The organism is Amycolatopsis jejuensis, from assembly GCF_000717335.1.
Lineage (GTDB): Bacteria > Actinomycetota > Actinomycetes > Mycobacteriales > Pseudonocardiaceae > Amycolatopsis > Amycolatopsis jejuensis.
Genome location: NZ_JNYZ01000015.1, coordinates 49,676 through 65,473 on the forward strand (window position 1 = coordinate 49,676; position 15,798 = coordinate 65,473).

At 70.1% G+C, this 15,798-nt stretch carries 13 protein-coding genes; 2 read left to right on the forward strand and 11 right to left on the reverse strand.

The features are described 5' to 3' along the window. Positions 1 to 34 precede the first annotated feature (34 nt). Complete coding sequence (locus OO71_RS22080; protein ID WP_033291744.1) at positions 35 to 1,267, forward strand: alanine racemase; 1,233 nt, start codon at positions 35 to 37, stop codon at positions 1,265 to 1,267. An 82-nt stretch (positions 1,268 to 1,349) separates the two neighbouring features. Here the strand turns inward: OO71_RS22080 and OO71_RS46560 are convergent, their stop codons facing one another. The 8 genes from OO71_RS46560 to OO71_RS22120 all read right to left on the reverse strand — a co-directional run bounded on the left by OO71_RS46560 (position 1,350) and on the right by OO71_RS22120 (position 11,907). Then, on the reverse strand, positions 1,350 to 1,826 hold the full coding sequence (locus tag OO71_RS46560; protein WP_051791871.1) for a hypothetical protein: 477 nt from the start codon (positions 1,824 to 1,826) through the stop codon (positions 1,350 to 1,352). A 526-nt stretch (positions 1,827 to 2,352) separates the two neighbouring features. After that, positions 2,353 to 3,585 carry a tryptophan synthase subunit beta gene (gene trpB / locus OO71_RS22090; RefSeq protein ID WP_033291745.1) on the reverse strand — a complete coding sequence of 411 codons (1,233 nt, stop codon included), beginning with the start codon at positions 3,583 to 3,585 and terminating at the stop codon, positions 2,353 to 2,355. Positions 3,586 to 3,666: 81 nt separating this feature from the next. Continuing rightward, a complete protein-coding gene (locus OO71_RS22095) occupies positions 3,667 to 4,470 on the reverse strand; it encodes a helix-turn-helix transcriptional regulator (RefSeq protein ID WP_051791873.1) in 804 nt (267 codons plus the stop codon). A 96-nt stretch (positions 4,471 to 4,566) separates the two neighbouring features. Then, positions 4,567 to 4,953: a RidA family protein gene (locus OO71_RS22100; protein ID WP_033291746.1), complete on the reverse strand. Its 387-nt coding sequence runs from the start codon at positions 4,951 to 4,953 to the stop codon at positions 4,567 to 4,569. Beyond that, positions 4,950 to 5,987 carry a dipeptidase gene (locus tag OO71_RS47620; RefSeq protein WP_051791875.1) on the reverse strand — a complete coding sequence of 346 codons (1,038 nt, stop codon included), beginning with the start codon at positions 5,985 to 5,987 and terminating at the stop codon, positions 4,950 to 4,952. Before OO71_RS47620 ends, OO71_RS22100 begins: the two co-directional genes overlap by 4 nt. Then, a complete protein-coding gene (locus OO71_RS22110; protein WP_033291747.1) occupies positions 5,987 to 7,717 on the reverse strand; it encodes a hydantoinase B/oxoprolinase family protein in 1,731 nt (576 codons plus the stop codon). The genes OO71_RS47620 and OO71_RS22110 overlap by 1 nt, the downstream gene beginning before the upstream one ends. Then, a complete protein-coding gene (locus OO71_RS22115; protein ID WP_033291748.1) occupies positions 7,704 to 9,713 on the reverse strand; it encodes a hydantoinase/oxoprolinase family protein in 2,010 nt (669 codons plus the stop codon). Before OO71_RS22115 ends, OO71_RS22110 begins: the two co-directional genes overlap by 14 nt. A gap of 22 nt (positions 9,714 to 9,735) precedes the next feature. After that, a complete protein-coding gene (locus OO71_RS22120) occupies positions 9,736 to 11,907 on the reverse strand; it encodes a cytochrome P450 (RefSeq protein WP_156096474.1) in 2,172 nt (723 codons plus the stop codon). A 105-nt stretch (positions 11,908 to 12,012) separates the two neighbouring features. On the opposite strand from OO71_RS22120, the gene OO71_RS22125 reads away from it, so the two are divergent. Then, a complete protein-coding gene (locus OO71_RS22125) occupies positions 12,013 to 12,462 on the forward strand; it encodes an Lrp/AsnC family transcriptional regulator (protein ID WP_033291749.1) in 450 nt (149 codons plus the stop codon). 238 nt (positions 12,463 to 12,700) lie between these two features. Here OO71_RS22125 and OO71_RS22130 read toward each other — a convergent pair whose 3' ends face one another. From OO71_RS22130 to OO71_RS22140, 3 genes are all read right to left on the reverse strand, one after another. Further along, the gene (locus OO71_RS22130; RefSeq protein WP_156096475.1) at positions 12,701 to 13,099 is read right to left on the reverse strand and encodes a hypothetical protein; all 399 of its coding nucleotides are present in this window, start codon (positions 13,097 to 13,099) and stop codon (positions 12,701 to 12,703) included. Between the two features lie 422 nt (positions 13,100 to 13,521). Beyond that, positions 13,522 to 14,568: an acyl-CoA dehydrogenase family protein gene (locus OO71_RS22135; RefSeq protein WP_033291751.1), complete on the reverse strand. Its 1,047-nt coding sequence runs from the start codon at positions 14,566 to 14,568 to the stop codon at positions 13,522 to 13,524. After that, the gene (locus tag OO71_RS22140; protein ID WP_033291843.1) at positions 14,565 to 15,695 is read right to left on the reverse strand and encodes an acyl-CoA dehydrogenase family protein; all 1,131 of its coding nucleotides are present in this window, start codon (positions 15,693 to 15,695) and stop codon (positions 14,565 to 14,567) included. Before OO71_RS22140 ends, OO71_RS22135 begins: the two co-directional genes overlap by 4 nt. Positions 15,696 to 15,798: the final 103 nt, after the last annotated feature.

Sequence of the window (15,798 nt, forward strand, 5' to 3'; positions counted from 1 at the left end):
CAGCCGGTGCGTCCGAGAACGAAGGAGATTGCCCGTGTCCGGTTCGATCGCCGAAGAGTCTCCGCCGCACGGACGGCGATTCGTCACGCGCGCTGCGGGCCGCACCGTATTCACCGATGGTCACCCATCGCCCATTGCGGTCGTACTGGCGTCCGCGCTGGAGAACAACGTCGCACTCATGGCCGATTACTGCGCACGACGTGACGTCCGGCTGGCCCCGCACAGCAAGACGGCACTTTCCCCGGAGGTCGCGCGGCTCCAGATCTCGTCCGGGGCATGGGGCCTGACTGCCGCCAATGCCTGGCAAGCAAGCAGGCTCCGGGAATGGCAGACCGAACGCATCCTCCTCGCCTCGATCGTCGCCGACGGCTCCGGGCTGCAGTGGATCGCCGACGTTCTCGCCGACGGCGACCGGCAAACGGACCTCTACGTGTTCGTCGACTCGATCGAGAGCGTGGATCTCCTGCACCGGGCCCTGCCCCGCCACCGTCCGCTGAAGGTCTTGCTCGAAGTGGGGTACGACGGAGGCCGGTGCGGAGTCCGCAGCCCGGACAACGCTCGAAAACTCGCCGCACTGATCGCCTCGCACGACTGCTGCCGGCTGGTGGGGCTGGCCACCTTCGAGGGCCTCATCGGGCCGGCCCGGAGCGCCGGCGTCGTTCAGGAGGTCGGCCGCCTCGCCGGCGGCATCATGGAACTGGCCCGGGAACTCTTCGCCGCCGGCCTCCTGCCCGCCGAGCGGATCGTGTCCGCAGGCGGAAGCGCATTCTTCGACCTCATCGTCGACGCCTTCGACTCGGCGGGCCTGCGCGACGAAGGATTCGAGCTGGTCCTGCGCAGTGGTGGATACTTGTTCCACGACCACGGGCTGTACCGCGGCGTATCCCCGCTGGACCTGCCGGACGCCGGCCCGCCCCGGCTCAGACCGGCCCTGGAGGTCTGGACCACGGTCGTCTCCCGGCCGGAACCGGCACTGGCGATCTGCGACTTCGGCCGCCGCGACGCCGGTACGGATGCCGGACTCCCGATCGTCGTTTCGCGACGCCACGCAAACGGCGAGCCGGCCGCCCTTGCCGACGGGATCCGGATCAGTCACCTCAACGATCACCATGGCTTCGTCCACGTGCCACCGAACGCTCCGCTGCTGGTCGGCGACCGTCTCGGCATGGGAATCAAGCACCCCTGCTCGACGCTCGACCGATGGAGAGCGATGCCACTGGTGAACGACGAATACCAGGTACAGGACCATCTCGACATCGAGCTCTAGCTGTTTCGGAAACGCGAAACTCGTCCGCGCGGAAGGGCACGGCACGCTCGGTTCGGTTCGGCGGCCGGCCCTCCCGAAAGCGTCAAGCCGGCCCGGATGGCGACAACCGGGGGCGCGCGCCGAACGCACGCATTGCCGCCGCGCTGTGTAACGGCCCCGGAGCCAGCAACAGAAACGCATAGCGCCAACCGGCCAGCCCTGCCAGCAGGGGGACCAGCTGGATACTCACGACGGTCAGCGCGAACCCGATGGCCGTCGGTGCCGTCAGCGCGGTTCCGATGCATCGGGCTGCCCCCAGACGATGCAGAACGCCGCGCGCAACCCAGGCTGCGCGGCAAAGCCCGGGGAGACAGCAGACAGCACAGGCCGCTGGCCAGAAGGGCCGCCATGGCCGTCGGTGCGCGGCCGAAGCGGTCTGCGGGAAGACGAAGATTCCTACCGCGCCCGTCTCATCGGCGGCCAGCGGGAACGCCGGGAGCCAGGTCCAGAGCGTGTAAAGCTCCCACATGTGCCCGAAATAGCCGAGATTCGCCAGCCGTGGACTGCGATCGGAGAACATCGCGATTGCGTACCGCGGGTTCCGCGCCGGTGCCGCCGCGGCCCGGTGGGGACCCCGGCCGGACGACGGTCAGTGCAATCAGGGCCCCGCGATCCCCACCCCGGATGCGGTGAACAGCACCGCCCGCCATCCCGGTCACCCATCCCGCCAGTACCGTCGTGCAGCAGGCCGCCGCGGCCGCCGAAATCCCCCGCTCCGCGCGCAGGCACGGCACCACGGCAGACACCGAAAACACACTGCCAGGCCGAAAACCTGCACGAGCGGGATTGCGCTGCGGTGCACCCTGCCGTCCGCCTGCCACTCCTCACCCGGCATCGGCAACCGGAAAGCGGCCGCCGTCGGAACCGGTCGCCGGGCAGGTCTCCCTGCACGGTGAACCATTGTGCCGCGGTGAACGCCTCGATGATGCCCGCACCTCCGAGCGGGGCAGCTTCGTCGTCGACGGTCGGTGGGTCAAGATGCCCAGCGGCAGCCGCCCACCCGGACCGGCCGATCGAGGCCGCCCAACCCGCGTGCGGAGCCGCTGTCAGCCCCGGAGTGCTTCACCATTGTCGTATCCGGCCAGTACGAAGTCGGCATCCTTGTCGCCGCGGCCGGACAGGTTGACCAGGATGCGCTCGGTCGGCGGCCGGTTCGCCGCCAGGCTGATCGCGAATGCGAGAGCGTGCGCGCTCTCGAGTGCCGGGATGATCCCTTCCGACCGCGCGATGCGGAGAAACGTGGCGGCTGCTTCCTCGTCGGAAACGGTGCCGACGGACAATCGGCCGGCTTTGCACAGCATGGCGATCTCGGGGCCGACACCGGGGTAGGCGAGCCCGGAGGCGATCGACCGCACTGGGGCGGGCCTGCCGTCGTCCTCCTGCAGGAGCACCGACCGGGCCCCATGCAGCGTTCCTGGACGGCCGAAGGTCAGGGTGGCCGCATGCTGACCGAGCCGGGCGCTCGTCCCGAGCGGCTCGACCGCGTGCAAGGCCACCTCGGGGTCGTCCAGGAAACCGGAGTACACCCCGAGCGCATTCGAGCCACCGGCGACGCACGCGACGACGTGGTCGGGCGCCGTTCCTCCGGTGATCGCCAGGAATTGCGCACGAGCCTCCTGCCCGACGACGGACTGGAAGTCCCGGACGATCATCGGAAACGGATGTGGTCCGATGGCCGAACCGATCGCGTAGAGAGCATGGGCGTGTTGCTCGGTGTAGGCGTGCAGCGCCGAGTCGCTGGCCTCCTTCAACGTCGATTGGCCGGCGGACACCGGAACGATCCGCGCACCCAGCAGGCGGATGAGGCCGACGTTCGCGTTCACCTTGTCCACGTCGGCCGCGCCGATGTGCACCTCGCAGTCGAGCCCGAACCGGGCCGCGGCACTGGCAAGTGCGACGCCATGCTGGCCGGCCCCCGTTTCGGCGATCAGCTTCCGCTTGCCCATCTTCCCGGCCAGCAGCGCGAACCCCACGCAGTGATTGATCTTGTGCGCGCCGGTGTGGTTGAGGTCCTCGCGTTTGACGTAGATCCCGGCGCCACCCACCTGCTCCGAGATGTTCTTCAGGTAATGCACCGGCGTGGGCCGGCCCTGCAGACCGGCGCGGACGGTGTCGAGCTCGTGCCGGAAGTCCGGCGAGGACCGCAGTTCCTCGTAGGCTCCGGCAAGTTCCTCGAGTACCGGACCAAGGTGCGGAGGCCACTGGTTACCCCCGAACTCTCCGTAGTAGCCATGGGCATCGGGAAAACGGCTGACGTGCTTGCTGCTGGGGTGCGGCATCGTGACCACCTTTCGGGCAGGTCGACGCTAGGCCACCCCCGGCCCCGAAATCTTGAACAGGATGTGCACCGCTCCCGCGGCTCAGCGGCCTGCCGCCGGGGATCCCCGGTACCCGCCCCGCGACAGCGCTCCCGGCGGCACGCCGAACACCTTCTTGAACTCGCGGGTGAGGTGTGGCTGATCGCAGAAGTTCACCATCTGCGCGACCTCGTTCAGCCCGAACCCGGCGCAGATGAGTTCCCGGGCCCTGGCGACGCGGACCTGGCGAACGTAGGTCTGCGGCGGGATCCCGATCGTTTTCGTGAAGGAGCGGACGAGGTGGCTGGGATGGACTCCGATCTCGCGCGCGAGGTCGTCCGTGCGAGTCGAGCGCAGGCCGTCCCGCCTGATGAGCTGGCACGTCCTTCGCGCGATCGACATCGGCGTCGATGCGGGAGCCTCCACCGAGAAACTGCATTCCTGCAGCACCCGGCGGAGAGATTCCTCGACCGGCGCATCGTCGACGACCGGCGCGGACAGCGCATCGACCAGCGCACGGGTGCTCCGGCTTCGTGCCACCACGTCGGTGCGGATGGTTCGGACCTCGCCGGGCCCGACCGTGGCGGTACAGCTCTCGAGAAACGCCTCCGATGGGTAGAGAACGCAGTACTGCGCGGAACCACCCGCACTCCGGCCCGCGTGCACCTCGAACGGGTTGAAGAAGAACACCTCACCGGCACGGACGATCCCGCTCCACCGGCGGGACCAGATGTGCGCGCTTCCGTGCGTGACGACCACGACCGAATACGTGCCGTGCAGATGCGGGTCGAAATCCACCGCCGTCGCCCGCGCACGGAGCAGATCCGCGTGCTGGAACGCGAACGTCATCGAGTCGACTCGGGTCACGGCGAGGAACCTACCCCGCGACCACCTCGCCTCCGGGAGAGCCTTCCGGTCTCGAGATGGCCGGGGGTGGTCCTTTCTCCGTGGTGGCACAGCCTGCTACCCAGGTATCGGCGGCCGGCGTGCCCATGCCTCCACCTCGGCCCTGATCCCCCACAAGCCCGCTTCGACGGTCGTGCGGGCGGGCAGTGGTGCGGTGAAGTATTCGAGGTAGACCTCGTTGTACACCGCGAAATCGTCGAGGCTGGCCAGGTAGCCGTTCACCTTGAACACGTCCGCCAGCGTGCAGCCGGCGGCGGACAGACCGGCCTGCAGGTTGACGAACACCTGGTGCGCTTGGGCGCGGAAGTCGCCGTCGACGACCTCACCCGCCGGGGTCAGCGGTCCGTGGCCGGCGGTCACCACCAGGTCGCCGGTGATGACGACGGGTGTGTAGGGCACCGGCGGCGGCGCGTAGCCGTCGGGTTCCACCGGAATGAATGTCATGCCATCCCTCCTCGAGCCGGGAGCGCGTCGTGCATCAGGCGCGCGAAATTGCCGAGCAGAAGCCCGTCGAGCCGATTGCCGTGCCAGCCGCGCCGTTGCAGAGCTTCGACCAGGTTGCCGAAGTCGGCCGGGCCGGCGAGGTCCTCGACGCTCGCGTCCGGCGCCATGGTGGCCGCGCGCTGGTTGGCCGGCAGCCATTCCGAGATCTTCGGGGCCGGCCCCATGGCACCGCTGCGGACGACCTGGGCAATGAAGTCACTGCCGATGCCGACGTGGTCGTCGCCGGCGATCGCGGCGACGTGGCCGGCGTGGTCGGCGACCCGGTCGAGGGTCGGGCCGTCGAGATCGACGGTCAGCGGGAGCAGCATGATCCCGATGACTCCGCCGACCTCGGCGAGTGCGCGCAGCTGATCGTCGTCGTAGTTGCGCGGCGTGTCGAAGACCGCGCGGCAGCCGCCGTGCGACAGCACCGGCGGGCGGGTGGTGCTGAGCTCGACGATGTCGTCGTAGGTCTTCGGCGAGGTGTGCGCGAGGTCGAGGACGTAGCCGAGATCCTGCATCCGCCAGACGAGTTCGCGGCCGGCCGGCGTGAGGCCGGTGTCGGTGTCGTCGCTGCCGCCTCCGGTGGCGAACCGGTTGCTCGCGTTCCAGGTGAGCCCGGCCATCCGGACTCCGAGGTCCCACAGCAGGTCGACCGCGGCCTCGTCCTCCTCGAACGCCTCGACGCCTTCCATCGCCAGCACCATGCCGATCCGGTCACCGGCGAGCACCTCGGCCAGGTCCTCCCTGGTCCGCACCCAGGTGAGCACGTCCGGGTGATCGGCGACGGCGCGGTGGAACGCGGCGGCCTGGAACAACGTCCAGCGCAGCCGCTCCCCCGGCGGCAGGTGCGCCGAGAACATCGGGCACACCTGCACCTTGACACCGCCCTTCACCAGCTGGTCGAGCCAGTACCTGCCGAACGGACGAGGTTCCGCCCGCCGGTAGGTGACCTCCGCGAGCAGGTCGTTGTGCGCGTCGAAGATGCCGGTCATCACGCCTCCATCGCATGCGGATAGTGCTCGCGGGCATAGGACTCGGTGATGTACCCGGCTTCCAGGTCACGCCGGACGGCGTCCGGATCGCGGCCGGCCGGGTCGCCGTAACCGCCACCGCCGCCGGATTCGATGCGGACCAGCGTGCCTTCGGGCAGCGGGTACGACGTCACCTTGCGCACGGCGGCCCGCTCGCCGCCCGGCGGCGTGACATAGATGCGGTTCGGCCGTGCCTCCGCCCCGCCGTGGACTCCCAGCGGCGGCACGTCCGCGCCTTCCAGGCTGATGGTGGAGGCGGCGTCGGCCCGCAACCGGTACTCGCAGTCGATGCCGAGGCCGCCGGCGAACTCTCCGGCACCGCCCGAATCCGGTGCGAGCGCGCAGCGTTCGATCACCACCGGATAGCGCTGTTCGACGACCTCGGCAGGCGAATTGCGCACGCCGGAGATGGCAATGTGCATCAGCGGACCACCGCCGTCGTACCCGGGCCCGGCGCCCTGGCCGATCAGGTGGTCGAACCCGATCACCCACGGCTCGCTGCCGACGCCGCCCCAGAACATCAGCGGCAGTGCGTCGCCGCCGCTGCTCGCCCGGCCGAACCCGGGCACCGCTTGCGCCAGCACCGCGTGGACGGCCTCGACCATCCGCAGCCCGGTGAAGCCGTAGAGGAAGATCGGGGCAGGCGGCAGCGGGTGCAGCAGGGTCCCCGGCCGGGTCAGCAGGCTGATCGGGCGCAGGAACCCCTCGTTCACCGGTTCGCCGTTGCCGACCAGCGACAGCACGGCCAGCCGCGCCTGCGAGACGGTGCTCGGCAGCGGGCTGTTCACCGGACCGGGACACTGCGGCGCGCAGTCGGTGACGTCCACCTCGATGTCGCTGCCCGAAACGGTGATCGCCACGGTGAATTCGACCGGCTCGTCGGTCAGGCCGTTGCCGTCGATCTGCCACGCCCGCTCCCACCGGCCGTCCGGGAGGTCCGCCAGTGCCTTCCGGACCACCGCTTCGCCGTGGTCGAACATGTGCTCCACCGACGCGTCGAACGTCTCGCGGCCGTACTTCCGCACGACTTCGGCGAATGCCCTGGCGCCGGCCCGCGCCGCGGCCACCTGTGCGCTCAGGTCACCGGCCGCGAACTTCGGCATCCGCGAGTTCGCGACGAAGGTGCGGAACAGGTCGTCGTCGCGCTTTCCCGCCTTGAACAGCTTGACACCGGGGAAGATCATGCCTTCCTGGTACACGTCGGTGGTGTCCGTGCAGTACGGCGCCTGCGCACCGATGTCGGTGTGGTGGCCCTTCTGCGCCGTGTAACCGACCAGCTCACCGTCGACGAACACCGGCATCACCACGGCCACGTCCTGTGAGTGCGAACCGGTGTCGTACGCCCACGTGGTGACCAGGATGTCGCCGGGCTCGAGTACCCCGGCGCCGCCGACCGCCCGCACGGCACCCTCGACGCAGAAGTTCATCGTGCCGAGGAAGGCGGGCATCGCATCGGCTTGGGCCAGCAGCCGCACGCGGTCGTCGTAGATGCTGCAGCAGAAGTCGATGATCTCGTAGATCGTCGGCGAAAACGCGGTGCGCCGCAGCGTGATCTTCATCGTCTCCGCCGCCGACTTGAGCGCGTGGCGGACGACCTCGGTGGTCACCGGGTCCGCGGCGGCGGAGCTGCCGGACGTGGAGGTGGACGTGGTCCAGACGACGTCGGCGGGGGCCAGTTCAGTCGAGGTCATGGGTGATCACCATCGTTCCGTCGGGATGGATTTCCGCGTGGTGGCCGGCATCGAGATAGGTCGTCGCCGTCTCCTCGGTGACGATCGCCGGACCGGCGAGCCGCTCGCCGGGCGCCAGCGTGTTCCTCGCCACCACCGCGAATTCGATGTTCTCGTTCCGGTGGAAGGAGAACGCGTCGGCCGTTCCCGGCCGCGGACCGCCGGTCACCGCGTGCGCACCGGGAATCCGAGGCGGGAGCAGGCACCGGCGTACCTGGCGGACAGCCACCGTCTCCACCGGGTCGTCGAGCGAATGGCCGAACGCCGTGGCGTAGGCGTTGTCGAACGCCGCGCGCACCACGGCGGGGTCGCCGGTATCGGGGAACGGGACGGTGAGCGAATGCTCCTGACCGACGTAGCGGGCATCGACCAGCCGCTCGGTGATGACGGTCTCGTCGCCGGTGCCCTGCCCGGACAACCGATCGGTCAAGCCGTCCAAAGTGGACCGCAATACCGGCATGCCGTGCTCGTCGAGCCGCGTGACGATCGTCTGCGAAGCGGCGTACACGCGGTCCTGGCCCAGCAGGCCCCACGCCGAGAAATTGCCTGCATGCACCGGGACGAGCACGTGCGAGCAACCGAGCTCGTCGGCGATCAGGCTGCCGAACAACGGCCCGGCGCCGCCGAACGCCACGAGAACGTGCTCGCGCGGGTCGTGTCCACGTTGCAGCGACATCTCCCGCACCGCGTTCGCCATCGCGGCGTTGGCGATCGTGATGATGCCGCGGGCAGTGTCCGCTGTGGACATCCCCATCTCGTTCGCGAGCTTGCCGACGGCGCGTTCGGCCGCAGCGACATCGAGGTCGAGGTTGCCGGCGAGACTGCCCGCGGCCAGCAGGCCCAGCGTCGCGGCGGCATCGGTGACCGTCGGCTCGGTGCCGCCGCGGCCGTAGCACGCCGGCCCCGGCTGGGCACCTGCGCTGCGCGGACCGACCCGCAACAGCCCACCGGCGTCGCGGTACGCGAGCGAACCACCGCCGGCACCGATCGACCGCACATCGACGAACGGTGCCTGCAGCGGCATCCCGGCGATGTGCGTCTCGTAAGTCATCGCCGGCTTGCCGTCGGCGACCAGGCACGTGTCGAAGCTGGTGCCACCGACATCAGCCGCGATCCCGCGGGGGAATCCGAGCTGTGCACACAGTTCCGCAGTCGCGACCGCACCGGCGACCGGACCCGACTGGATGGTCAGGTACGACCGCGTCTCGCCCTCGGTGAAGCTCATCGCCCCGCCGCCGGAGTTCGTGATCAAGGCCTCGCCCGCCATGCCGAGGTCGCGCAGCCCCGCCGACAACCTCTTCAGATAGCCGGCCATGATCGGGCGGATCGACGCGTCGACGACCGTCGTGGACGTGCGTTCGTACTCCTTGAACTCGCGCGAGATCGCGTGCGAGAGCACGATGTCGCCGGTGAATCCGAGGGCCCGCAACCGTTCCCCGGTGGCCACCTCGTGCTCGGGGTTGGCGTAAGCGTTGAGGTAGACGACCGCGATGACCTCCACTCCGGCGGCCGTGCACGCGGCGAAGGCGGCATCGACGTCGCCGAGACCGAGCGGGGTCGCCGCGGTGCCGTCGACGAGCATCCGCTCACGGACGTCGAACCGCAACTGGCGCGGCACCAGCGGCTCCGGCGGTCGCCAGCGGTAGTCGGTCATCCGCGCCCGGTCGCCGCGGCGCAGCTCCAGGGTGTCGCGGAACCCCGCCGTCGACAGCAGCCCCACGGTGACGCCTTTGCGTTCGAGCAATGCGTTCAGCGCGACGGTCGATCCGTGGAGGAAGTACCGGGTACGCGCGATCGCATCGGGGTCGAGCGTGTCGCCGACCACGTGCAGCACCCCCCGGTCGGGTGCGTCCGATGTGGACGGTCCCTTGGCGATCCGGACCTCACCGGTGTCACCGTCGTAGAAGACGAGGTCGGTGAACGTCCCACCGACGTCGACCCCCATCCGTGTGGCCATTTCTGCTCCTTCCGATGTTCGGTCACAAGTCGAGGACGAGCGCCGGCGTGCGGGCTCGGGAGACGCACACCATCAGCACCTCGCCCGCAGCGCGTTCCTCGTGGCTGAGAACGCTGTCGCGATGGTCCGGCTCGCCGTCGAGCACCGCGGTCTCGCACGATCCGCAGGTGCCCTGCCGGCAGGTGGACGGCACCAGAACCTCCGCGCGCTCCAGTGCCTGCAGGACGGTTTCGTCCGCGCCGACCCGCAGCCGCCGTCCGGATTCGTGCAGCACCACGTCGAAGCTCCGCTCGCCGGCGCGCAGCACGTTCTCCGCGCCGCCAGGAAGCGCGAAGCGCTCGACCCGCACCGGCGGCAAGCCGCGCGCGGCAGCGAACGCTTCGACCGCGCTCACCAGCGACGGCGGGCCACAGCAGTACACGGCGGTGCCGTCCGCCGTCACCAGCTCCTCATGCAGGTCGGGCCTGCCCCGCTCACCGGTCAGCCACACCCGCGCGTGTTCGCCGTACGCGCGCAGCTCGTCGGCGAACGGCATGCCCGACTCCCGCCCGACATACAGCAGCTGCCACGGCACACCGCGCGCGTCGGCAGCGGCGACCATCGCCCGGATCGGGGTGATGCCGATACCACCGGCGACGAACAGGTAAGCAGGGGCGTCGCCGAGCCCGAGGTGGTTGCGCGGCCCGGTAATCTCGAGGTGGTCGCCGACCCGGAGCGAGGCGTGGAGCCACGCGGAGACGCCCTTTCCGTTGTCCAGCACGGCGATGCGCCACCCACCGGCGTCCTCGGGGTCACCGCACAGTGAGTACTGCCGTACCCCGGCCGGGGTGTGGACGTCGATGTGCGCGCCCGGCGCCCATTCCGGCAACGCGGCGCCGTCCGCGGGCACCAGCCGCAAGCCGAGCACGGTCGCGCATTCGCTGGTGCGCTCGGCAACGACCATCGCGCGCGTGGCCGCAACCGGCTTCCGCTGCCGCCGAACCAGCGTCGTGGGTGGCCATCGAACAGGCAACGCCGCGCGACCGCGGAATTCCCAGCCGTGCGCCGCGCCGTCGCCGGCGAGTTCCATGTCCGGCGCCATCCGCAGCAGCGCCGCCACCGCGGTCGTCGCCTCCAGCCGGGCGAGCGGAGCGCCGACGCACGCGTGGAATCCGCCGCCGAAAGCGAGATGCCGCAGATCCTGCCGCAGTGGGTCGAACCGGTCCGGATCCACCCAGCGAGCCTCATCCCGGTTCGCCGATGCCAGCACCGCCGCCACCACCGTGCCCGGGGCCAGTTCGGTGCCGCCGATCTCGACCGGCTCGGTCACCCGCCGCGTCGCGGTGCCCACGGGCGAACCCCAGCGCAGCGCCTCCTCCACCAGATGCGCTTCGGTGGCGCTGCCGTCCGCGACGGCCGCCCGTACCCGGGAATCGGTGCAGTACGCGTACATCGCCTGCCCGATCAGGTCCCGCGGCTCCTGCATGCCGCCGACGATCAGCAGCTTGACGGTCGCGGAAATCTCGGCGCCGGTCAGTTTCCTGCCCTCGACCTCGACGCCGGGGAGGGCGGCGAGCAGGCTGTCCGGCGGCGCACCCCGGCGCAGCTGCGCGGACACCAGGTCGTCGATCTCCCCGCTCGCGGCGTCGGCCACGGCCTGTTTCCCGGCGTCCCGGTCGAAGTTCGCCGCACCCACCGCGATCGCGGTGAACCAGCCCCGCATCGTCTCGGCCGGGAGCGGCGGCAGGCCGGTGATTTCGCACAGCGCGCCGACGGAAAGCCGTTCGGCGAACTCACCGACCAGGTCGGCCTCGCCCCGTTTGCGCAGCCCGCCTGCCAGCTCCCCGGCCAGTTCCCCCACCAGCCCGGCCATCGTCTTCCGCACCCGCGACGGACGCAACGCGGCGGCCAGCGGCGCCCGGACCGCGGCATGGTAATCGCCATCGCTGTGCAGGAGATTCCTGCCGATCGTCATCGACAGCGGTGAGCCGGCCAGCTCGGCGCTGAAAACCCGGTCGTCGCCGATCACCCGGACGACGTCCGCCCAGCGGGTGACGAACACCGCGCGGGCAACCGGCACCCAGCACACCGGCTCGCCGCGCCGCAGCCTGGCGTACCAGGGATAGGGATCGGTCTCCAGATCCTCGAGGGTGATCGAACCGCCGAGCGACATCGCGGGCTCCTGTCCGGCCAGGTGACGAGATGCGAACAGCATCAGCGAGCACTGCTCCAGGTGTACAGTTCTCCGGGCGAAGTCCAGACTCAGTTCCGGAAACTTCTTCGATCGGCAGAATTCAGCCCACCAAAAGAGGACAGCGCGATGAAATTGGACGACATCGACCTCCGGCTGCTGCGTGCCCTCGAGGGCAACGGCAGGGCAACCGGCGCCGAACTCGCCGAAGAAGTCGGCATTTCCCGCGCCACCGCGTACACCCGGGTAGACCGGCTCACCCGCGAAGGCGTCATCGACACGACCACGATCCGGGTACGCCCGGAAAAACTCGGCCTCCCGCTGACCGCCCTGATCCTGTTGTCCGGCGGGCAGCAAAGCTCGGGCGACCTTCGCGAGATGCTGCCGCACATCCCCGAGATCCAGTACGCGGCCTACCTGGCAGGCTCGTTCGACATCATGGTGGTGATCAGAGCCAGGGACATGGACCACATCCGCGACCTCTGCCTGGAACGCTTCCGCGCCCTGCCCGGCATCCGCGCGACACAGACGATGTTCGTGATCGAGGAAGTGGTCAACCGGCCGAATGTCTGGCTCTGACCGGGCTCACCCATCAGCACCCCGGTGAAGCATCCGCCGCAGCCGACGATACCTGCCGGGCTGCCGTCACGCGCGAAGCCACGACGCTCACAAGCTACCTCGCCGGCGGGCAGGTCAGGCCGGATTGCCCACGGTGAACTCAGTGGCCAATTCGAACGGGTTGGTCCCGTGGGTGTCGGCGAGGGCGGAGAGGGACGGGTGGCGGAGGCGGGCAAGCGCTGCATCCCCCTGCCCTCGTTCATCCAGGGTCGCGGCCAGCATGGTCGACGACGCGGTGTCGGGATGGACGTCGTGGCGTACCTCGATTCCCATCGGCGCTGGCCCGGTCGAGCATCTCCAGCACCTGTGGCATCGAGCCCCGCTGTTGCCGTCCGGCGACCTTGAGGTGGGAGGCATGGACCGCGCCCGCTGCGAGGGCGTCCGCCAGGGCATCCATCAGCAAAGCACCTTCGCTGCACACGTGACGGATGTACGGCCGGTCCGCAGGCAGACGCCGGGCCGATGCAGCCAGCTCGCCGGAGCCGGAGAAGATTCCCGGCGGGTAAGCCAGTCCGGTGGAGAGACCAAAGGCACCGGTGTCGAGCGCTTCCTCCATCAGCGCACCCACCGCCTCGACCTCGCCGGTGAAGGTCGACATCTCGTCCGCCACCGGGCTCGCCCTCGCGCCTGCCCGAACCGGGTACCGCCCCGTGCAGCCGCAGGGTCTCGTCCACGCCGAGTTCGCGCAGTTCTGCCAGCATGCAGCCGAGTTCGGCGTCGCTCAGGCCGATCCGCAGTGTCGCTCCGAAGCACCCGGTCCGAGGCGAGCGCGGCGAGTTCGGCTGCTCCGTCGATGGAGCCACCGGCGAAATGAGCCCGGTGCACCCCGAGATTCACCGGGTGCAGCAAGAGTGCGGAAGCATCGTCGTCCGGATTGCTCCACACCAAAGCAGAAAGCCGACCGGCCCGGCGACCGATTCGCGCGCCGGTTTTCGTTCTGTCATCAGCAGCGCCTCGTTAGATACCCGGCCGCACGAGGTTCCGCCCGGCGGGAGCTGCATCGTGGAGGTCGCGTAGCAACTACGTATGCGTCGGGTGCCTCAGTGCGCCGCGGGCCAGGGCGGGCCACAGGGCATCAGCGCCGCTGTCGATCAGGTACTCGCCCAGGCGTACCGACCACATCCGGTCGCCGCCGTACTCGTCTCGCCATGACCACAGCCGTCTGGTCAGCCGGCCGAGTTCGTATTCCCGGGTCATCCCCATCGCGCCGGTTGCCTGGTGGGCGGCCGCCGCGATCAGGCCCGCCGCTTCCGACGCGACCGTCTTTGCTGCCGCAACGTCCGAAATGGACGGTTCACCGGTACCTGCATTGGCTGCGGCGGTCCGGCAGGCCATCGCGGCCGTCTCGGCGGCTTCGGCGATCCGGACCAGATGTGCCGCCACCGCCTGGAACTTCCCGATCGGACGTCCGAACTGGACTCGTTCCCCGGTGTACCGGACGGTGATCTCCCGGATCCGCGCCGCCGCACCGGCGATCAGTGCGGCCCGGCTCAACGCGCCGCGCACGAACAGGTCGTCCTCGGTGACGTCCACTGTGGACACCGCGGACGGAACGACCCCGTCGAGGACGAGCGTGTCCCGCGGCTCACCGGCCAGGTTCGCGCCTGGCCGGATGGGCACCGTCTTCGGGTCGACGGTGACGACCTGGTCACCGGTCAGCATCACGAGCTGCCCGGCTGCGCGCGCCCAGGGAACCCGGTGGACGACCCCGCGCAACCGTCCGGCCTGCAGCGTCACGCCGGGCGCGGGCGCGGTGGTCACCGGTTCCGGCGGCACGGGCAATCCCGCGGCGGCGAGGAGCCAGCCGCCCAGCAGGCCCGCTTCGGCGACGGGAAGCGGCGCTCCCGCCCGGCCGACCTGTTCGAGCACCGTGCACGCATGCGCGACCGTGCCCCCTTCGCCGCCCGCGGACTCGGGTACCCCGATCCGGCAGTAGCCGTGCGCGGACAGCTCCGCCCACAATTCCGGGGCCCAGCCGACGCGTTCGGCCTCGTCAGCCGCCTCCGCGGTACACCGGTCCCGCAGCAGCTCCCCGACCGCCTCGGCGATCAGCTCCGTCTCGCTCATCGGCCCAGTCCCTTCGCCGCGATCCCGCGCAGCACCTCGGTCGTGCCCCCGCGCAGGGTGAAGACCGGCGACGTCAGCACGCATTCCGCGAGCAGCGCCTCGAACATCCCCGCCGCGCCGGGATCGATCTCCTGGCCGGCCACGTACCGGAGCAGCTCCACCACCTCCTGCTCGAACGTGGTCCCGACGTCCTTCACCAGCGCCGCTTCGACGGCCGGCGCAGCACCGCACTCCAGCGAACGCGCGACCGCGAGCGACAGCTGCCGGATCGTCCACAGCTTGGCACCGATCCGGCCGACCGCGGCACGGGTGAAATCGTCGCGACCGGCTCCGCGCTCGGCGACGAAGTGCTTCAGCAGCCCGAAAATCGAGAGATAGCGGTCCGGGCCCGAGCGCTCGTAGGCCAGTTCCGCGGTCACCTGGTGCCAACCGGAACCGACCTGCCCGAGCACCCGCTCGTCCGGGACGAACACGTCGTCGAGCACCACCTCGTTGAAGTGGTGGGACCCGTCGGGGAACAGGATCGGCGACACCCGCACGCCGGGCGCCTGCAGGTCGACGATGAGCTGGGACAGCCCGTCGTGCCGGTCCCCGGCGGCCGAGGTACGGCACAGCACCACGAAAAAGTGGTTGACGTGCGCGCCAGTGGTCCAGACCTTTGTGCCGTTGACGACCCAGCCGCCCGTCCGGCGGGTCGCGGTGGTGCGCACCGCGGCGAGGTCCGACCCGGCGTCGGGTTCGGACATCCCGAGCGAGAACCAGCATTCACCGGCCGCGATCCGGGGCAGGAACCAGCTCCGCTGCTCGTCGGTGCCGAAAGTGAGCAGCGTCGGCGCGGTCTGCCGTTCGGCGATCCAGTGCGCGGTGATCGGTGCGCCTGCCTCGAGCAGCTCCTCGACGACGACGAACCGCTCGACCGGCGACGCGCCCGCACCGCCGTACCGCGGCGGGATCATCATCCCGACCCAGCCGCGCGCGGCCAGCTTCCGCGAGAACTCCGGGTCGTGCCTGCCGCCGAGGCCGAGCCCGGGCCGGTGCCCCGGCGGCAGCTCCTCGGCGAGGAACCGGCGGACCGCACCGCGCAGGCGTTCCTCCGCGGCAGTCAGCGGGGTGGGGCGGAAAACCATCCAGTACTCCTCGAAAACTCGCCGGGCCAACACTCGGCACTCCTGCGCTGCGACCAGATCTGACTCGCCCGCTCAAACTCCACCGCCACCTCCCACCCCAACC

Bases quoted from the DNA above. Each gene is read 5' to 3' on its own strand.
- OO71_RS46560 (WP_051791871.1), bottom strand. From the start codon at position 1,826: ATGTTCTCCGATCGCAGTCCACGGCTGGCGAATCTCGGCTATTTCGGG.
- trpB (WP_033291745.1), bottom strand. From the start codon at position 3,585: ATGCCGCACCCCAGCAGCAAGCACGTCAGCCGTTTTCCCGATGCCCAT.
- OO71_RS22100 (WP_033291746.1), bottom strand. From the start codon at position 4,953: ATGACATTCATTCCGGTGGAACCCGACGGCTACGCGCCGCCGCCGGTG.
- OO71_RS47620 (WP_051791875.1), bottom strand. From the start codon at position 5,987: ATGACCGGCATCTTCGACGCGCACAACGACCTGCTCGCGGAGGTCACC.
- OO71_RS22110 (WP_033291747.1), bottom strand. From the start codon at position 7,717: ATGACCTCGACTGAACTGGCCCCCGCCGACGTCGTCTGGACCACGTCC.
- OO71_RS22115 (WP_033291748.1), bottom strand. From the start codon at position 9,713: ATGGCCACACGGATGGGGGTCGACGTCGGTGGGACGTTCACCGACCTC.
- OO71_RS22120 (WP_156096474.1), bottom strand. From the start codon at position 11,907: ATGCTGTTCGCATCTCGTCACCTGGCCGGACAGGAGCCCGCGATGTCG.
- OO71_RS22125 (WP_033291749.1), top strand. From the start codon at position 12,013: ATGAAATTGGACGACATCGACCTCCGGCTGCTGCGTGCCCTCGAGGGC.
- OO71_RS22130 (WP_156096475.1), bottom strand. From the start codon at position 13,099: ATGTCGACCTTCACCGGCGAGGTCGAGGCGGTGGGTGCGCTGATGGAG.
- OO71_RS22135 (WP_033291751.1), bottom strand. From the start codon at position 14,568: ATGAGCGAGACGGAGCTGATCGCCGAGGCGGTCGGGGAGCTGCTGCGG.
- OO71_RS22140 (WP_033291843.1), bottom strand. From the start codon at position 15,695: ATGGTTTTCCGCCCCACCCCGCTGACTGCCGCGGAGGAACGCCTGCGC.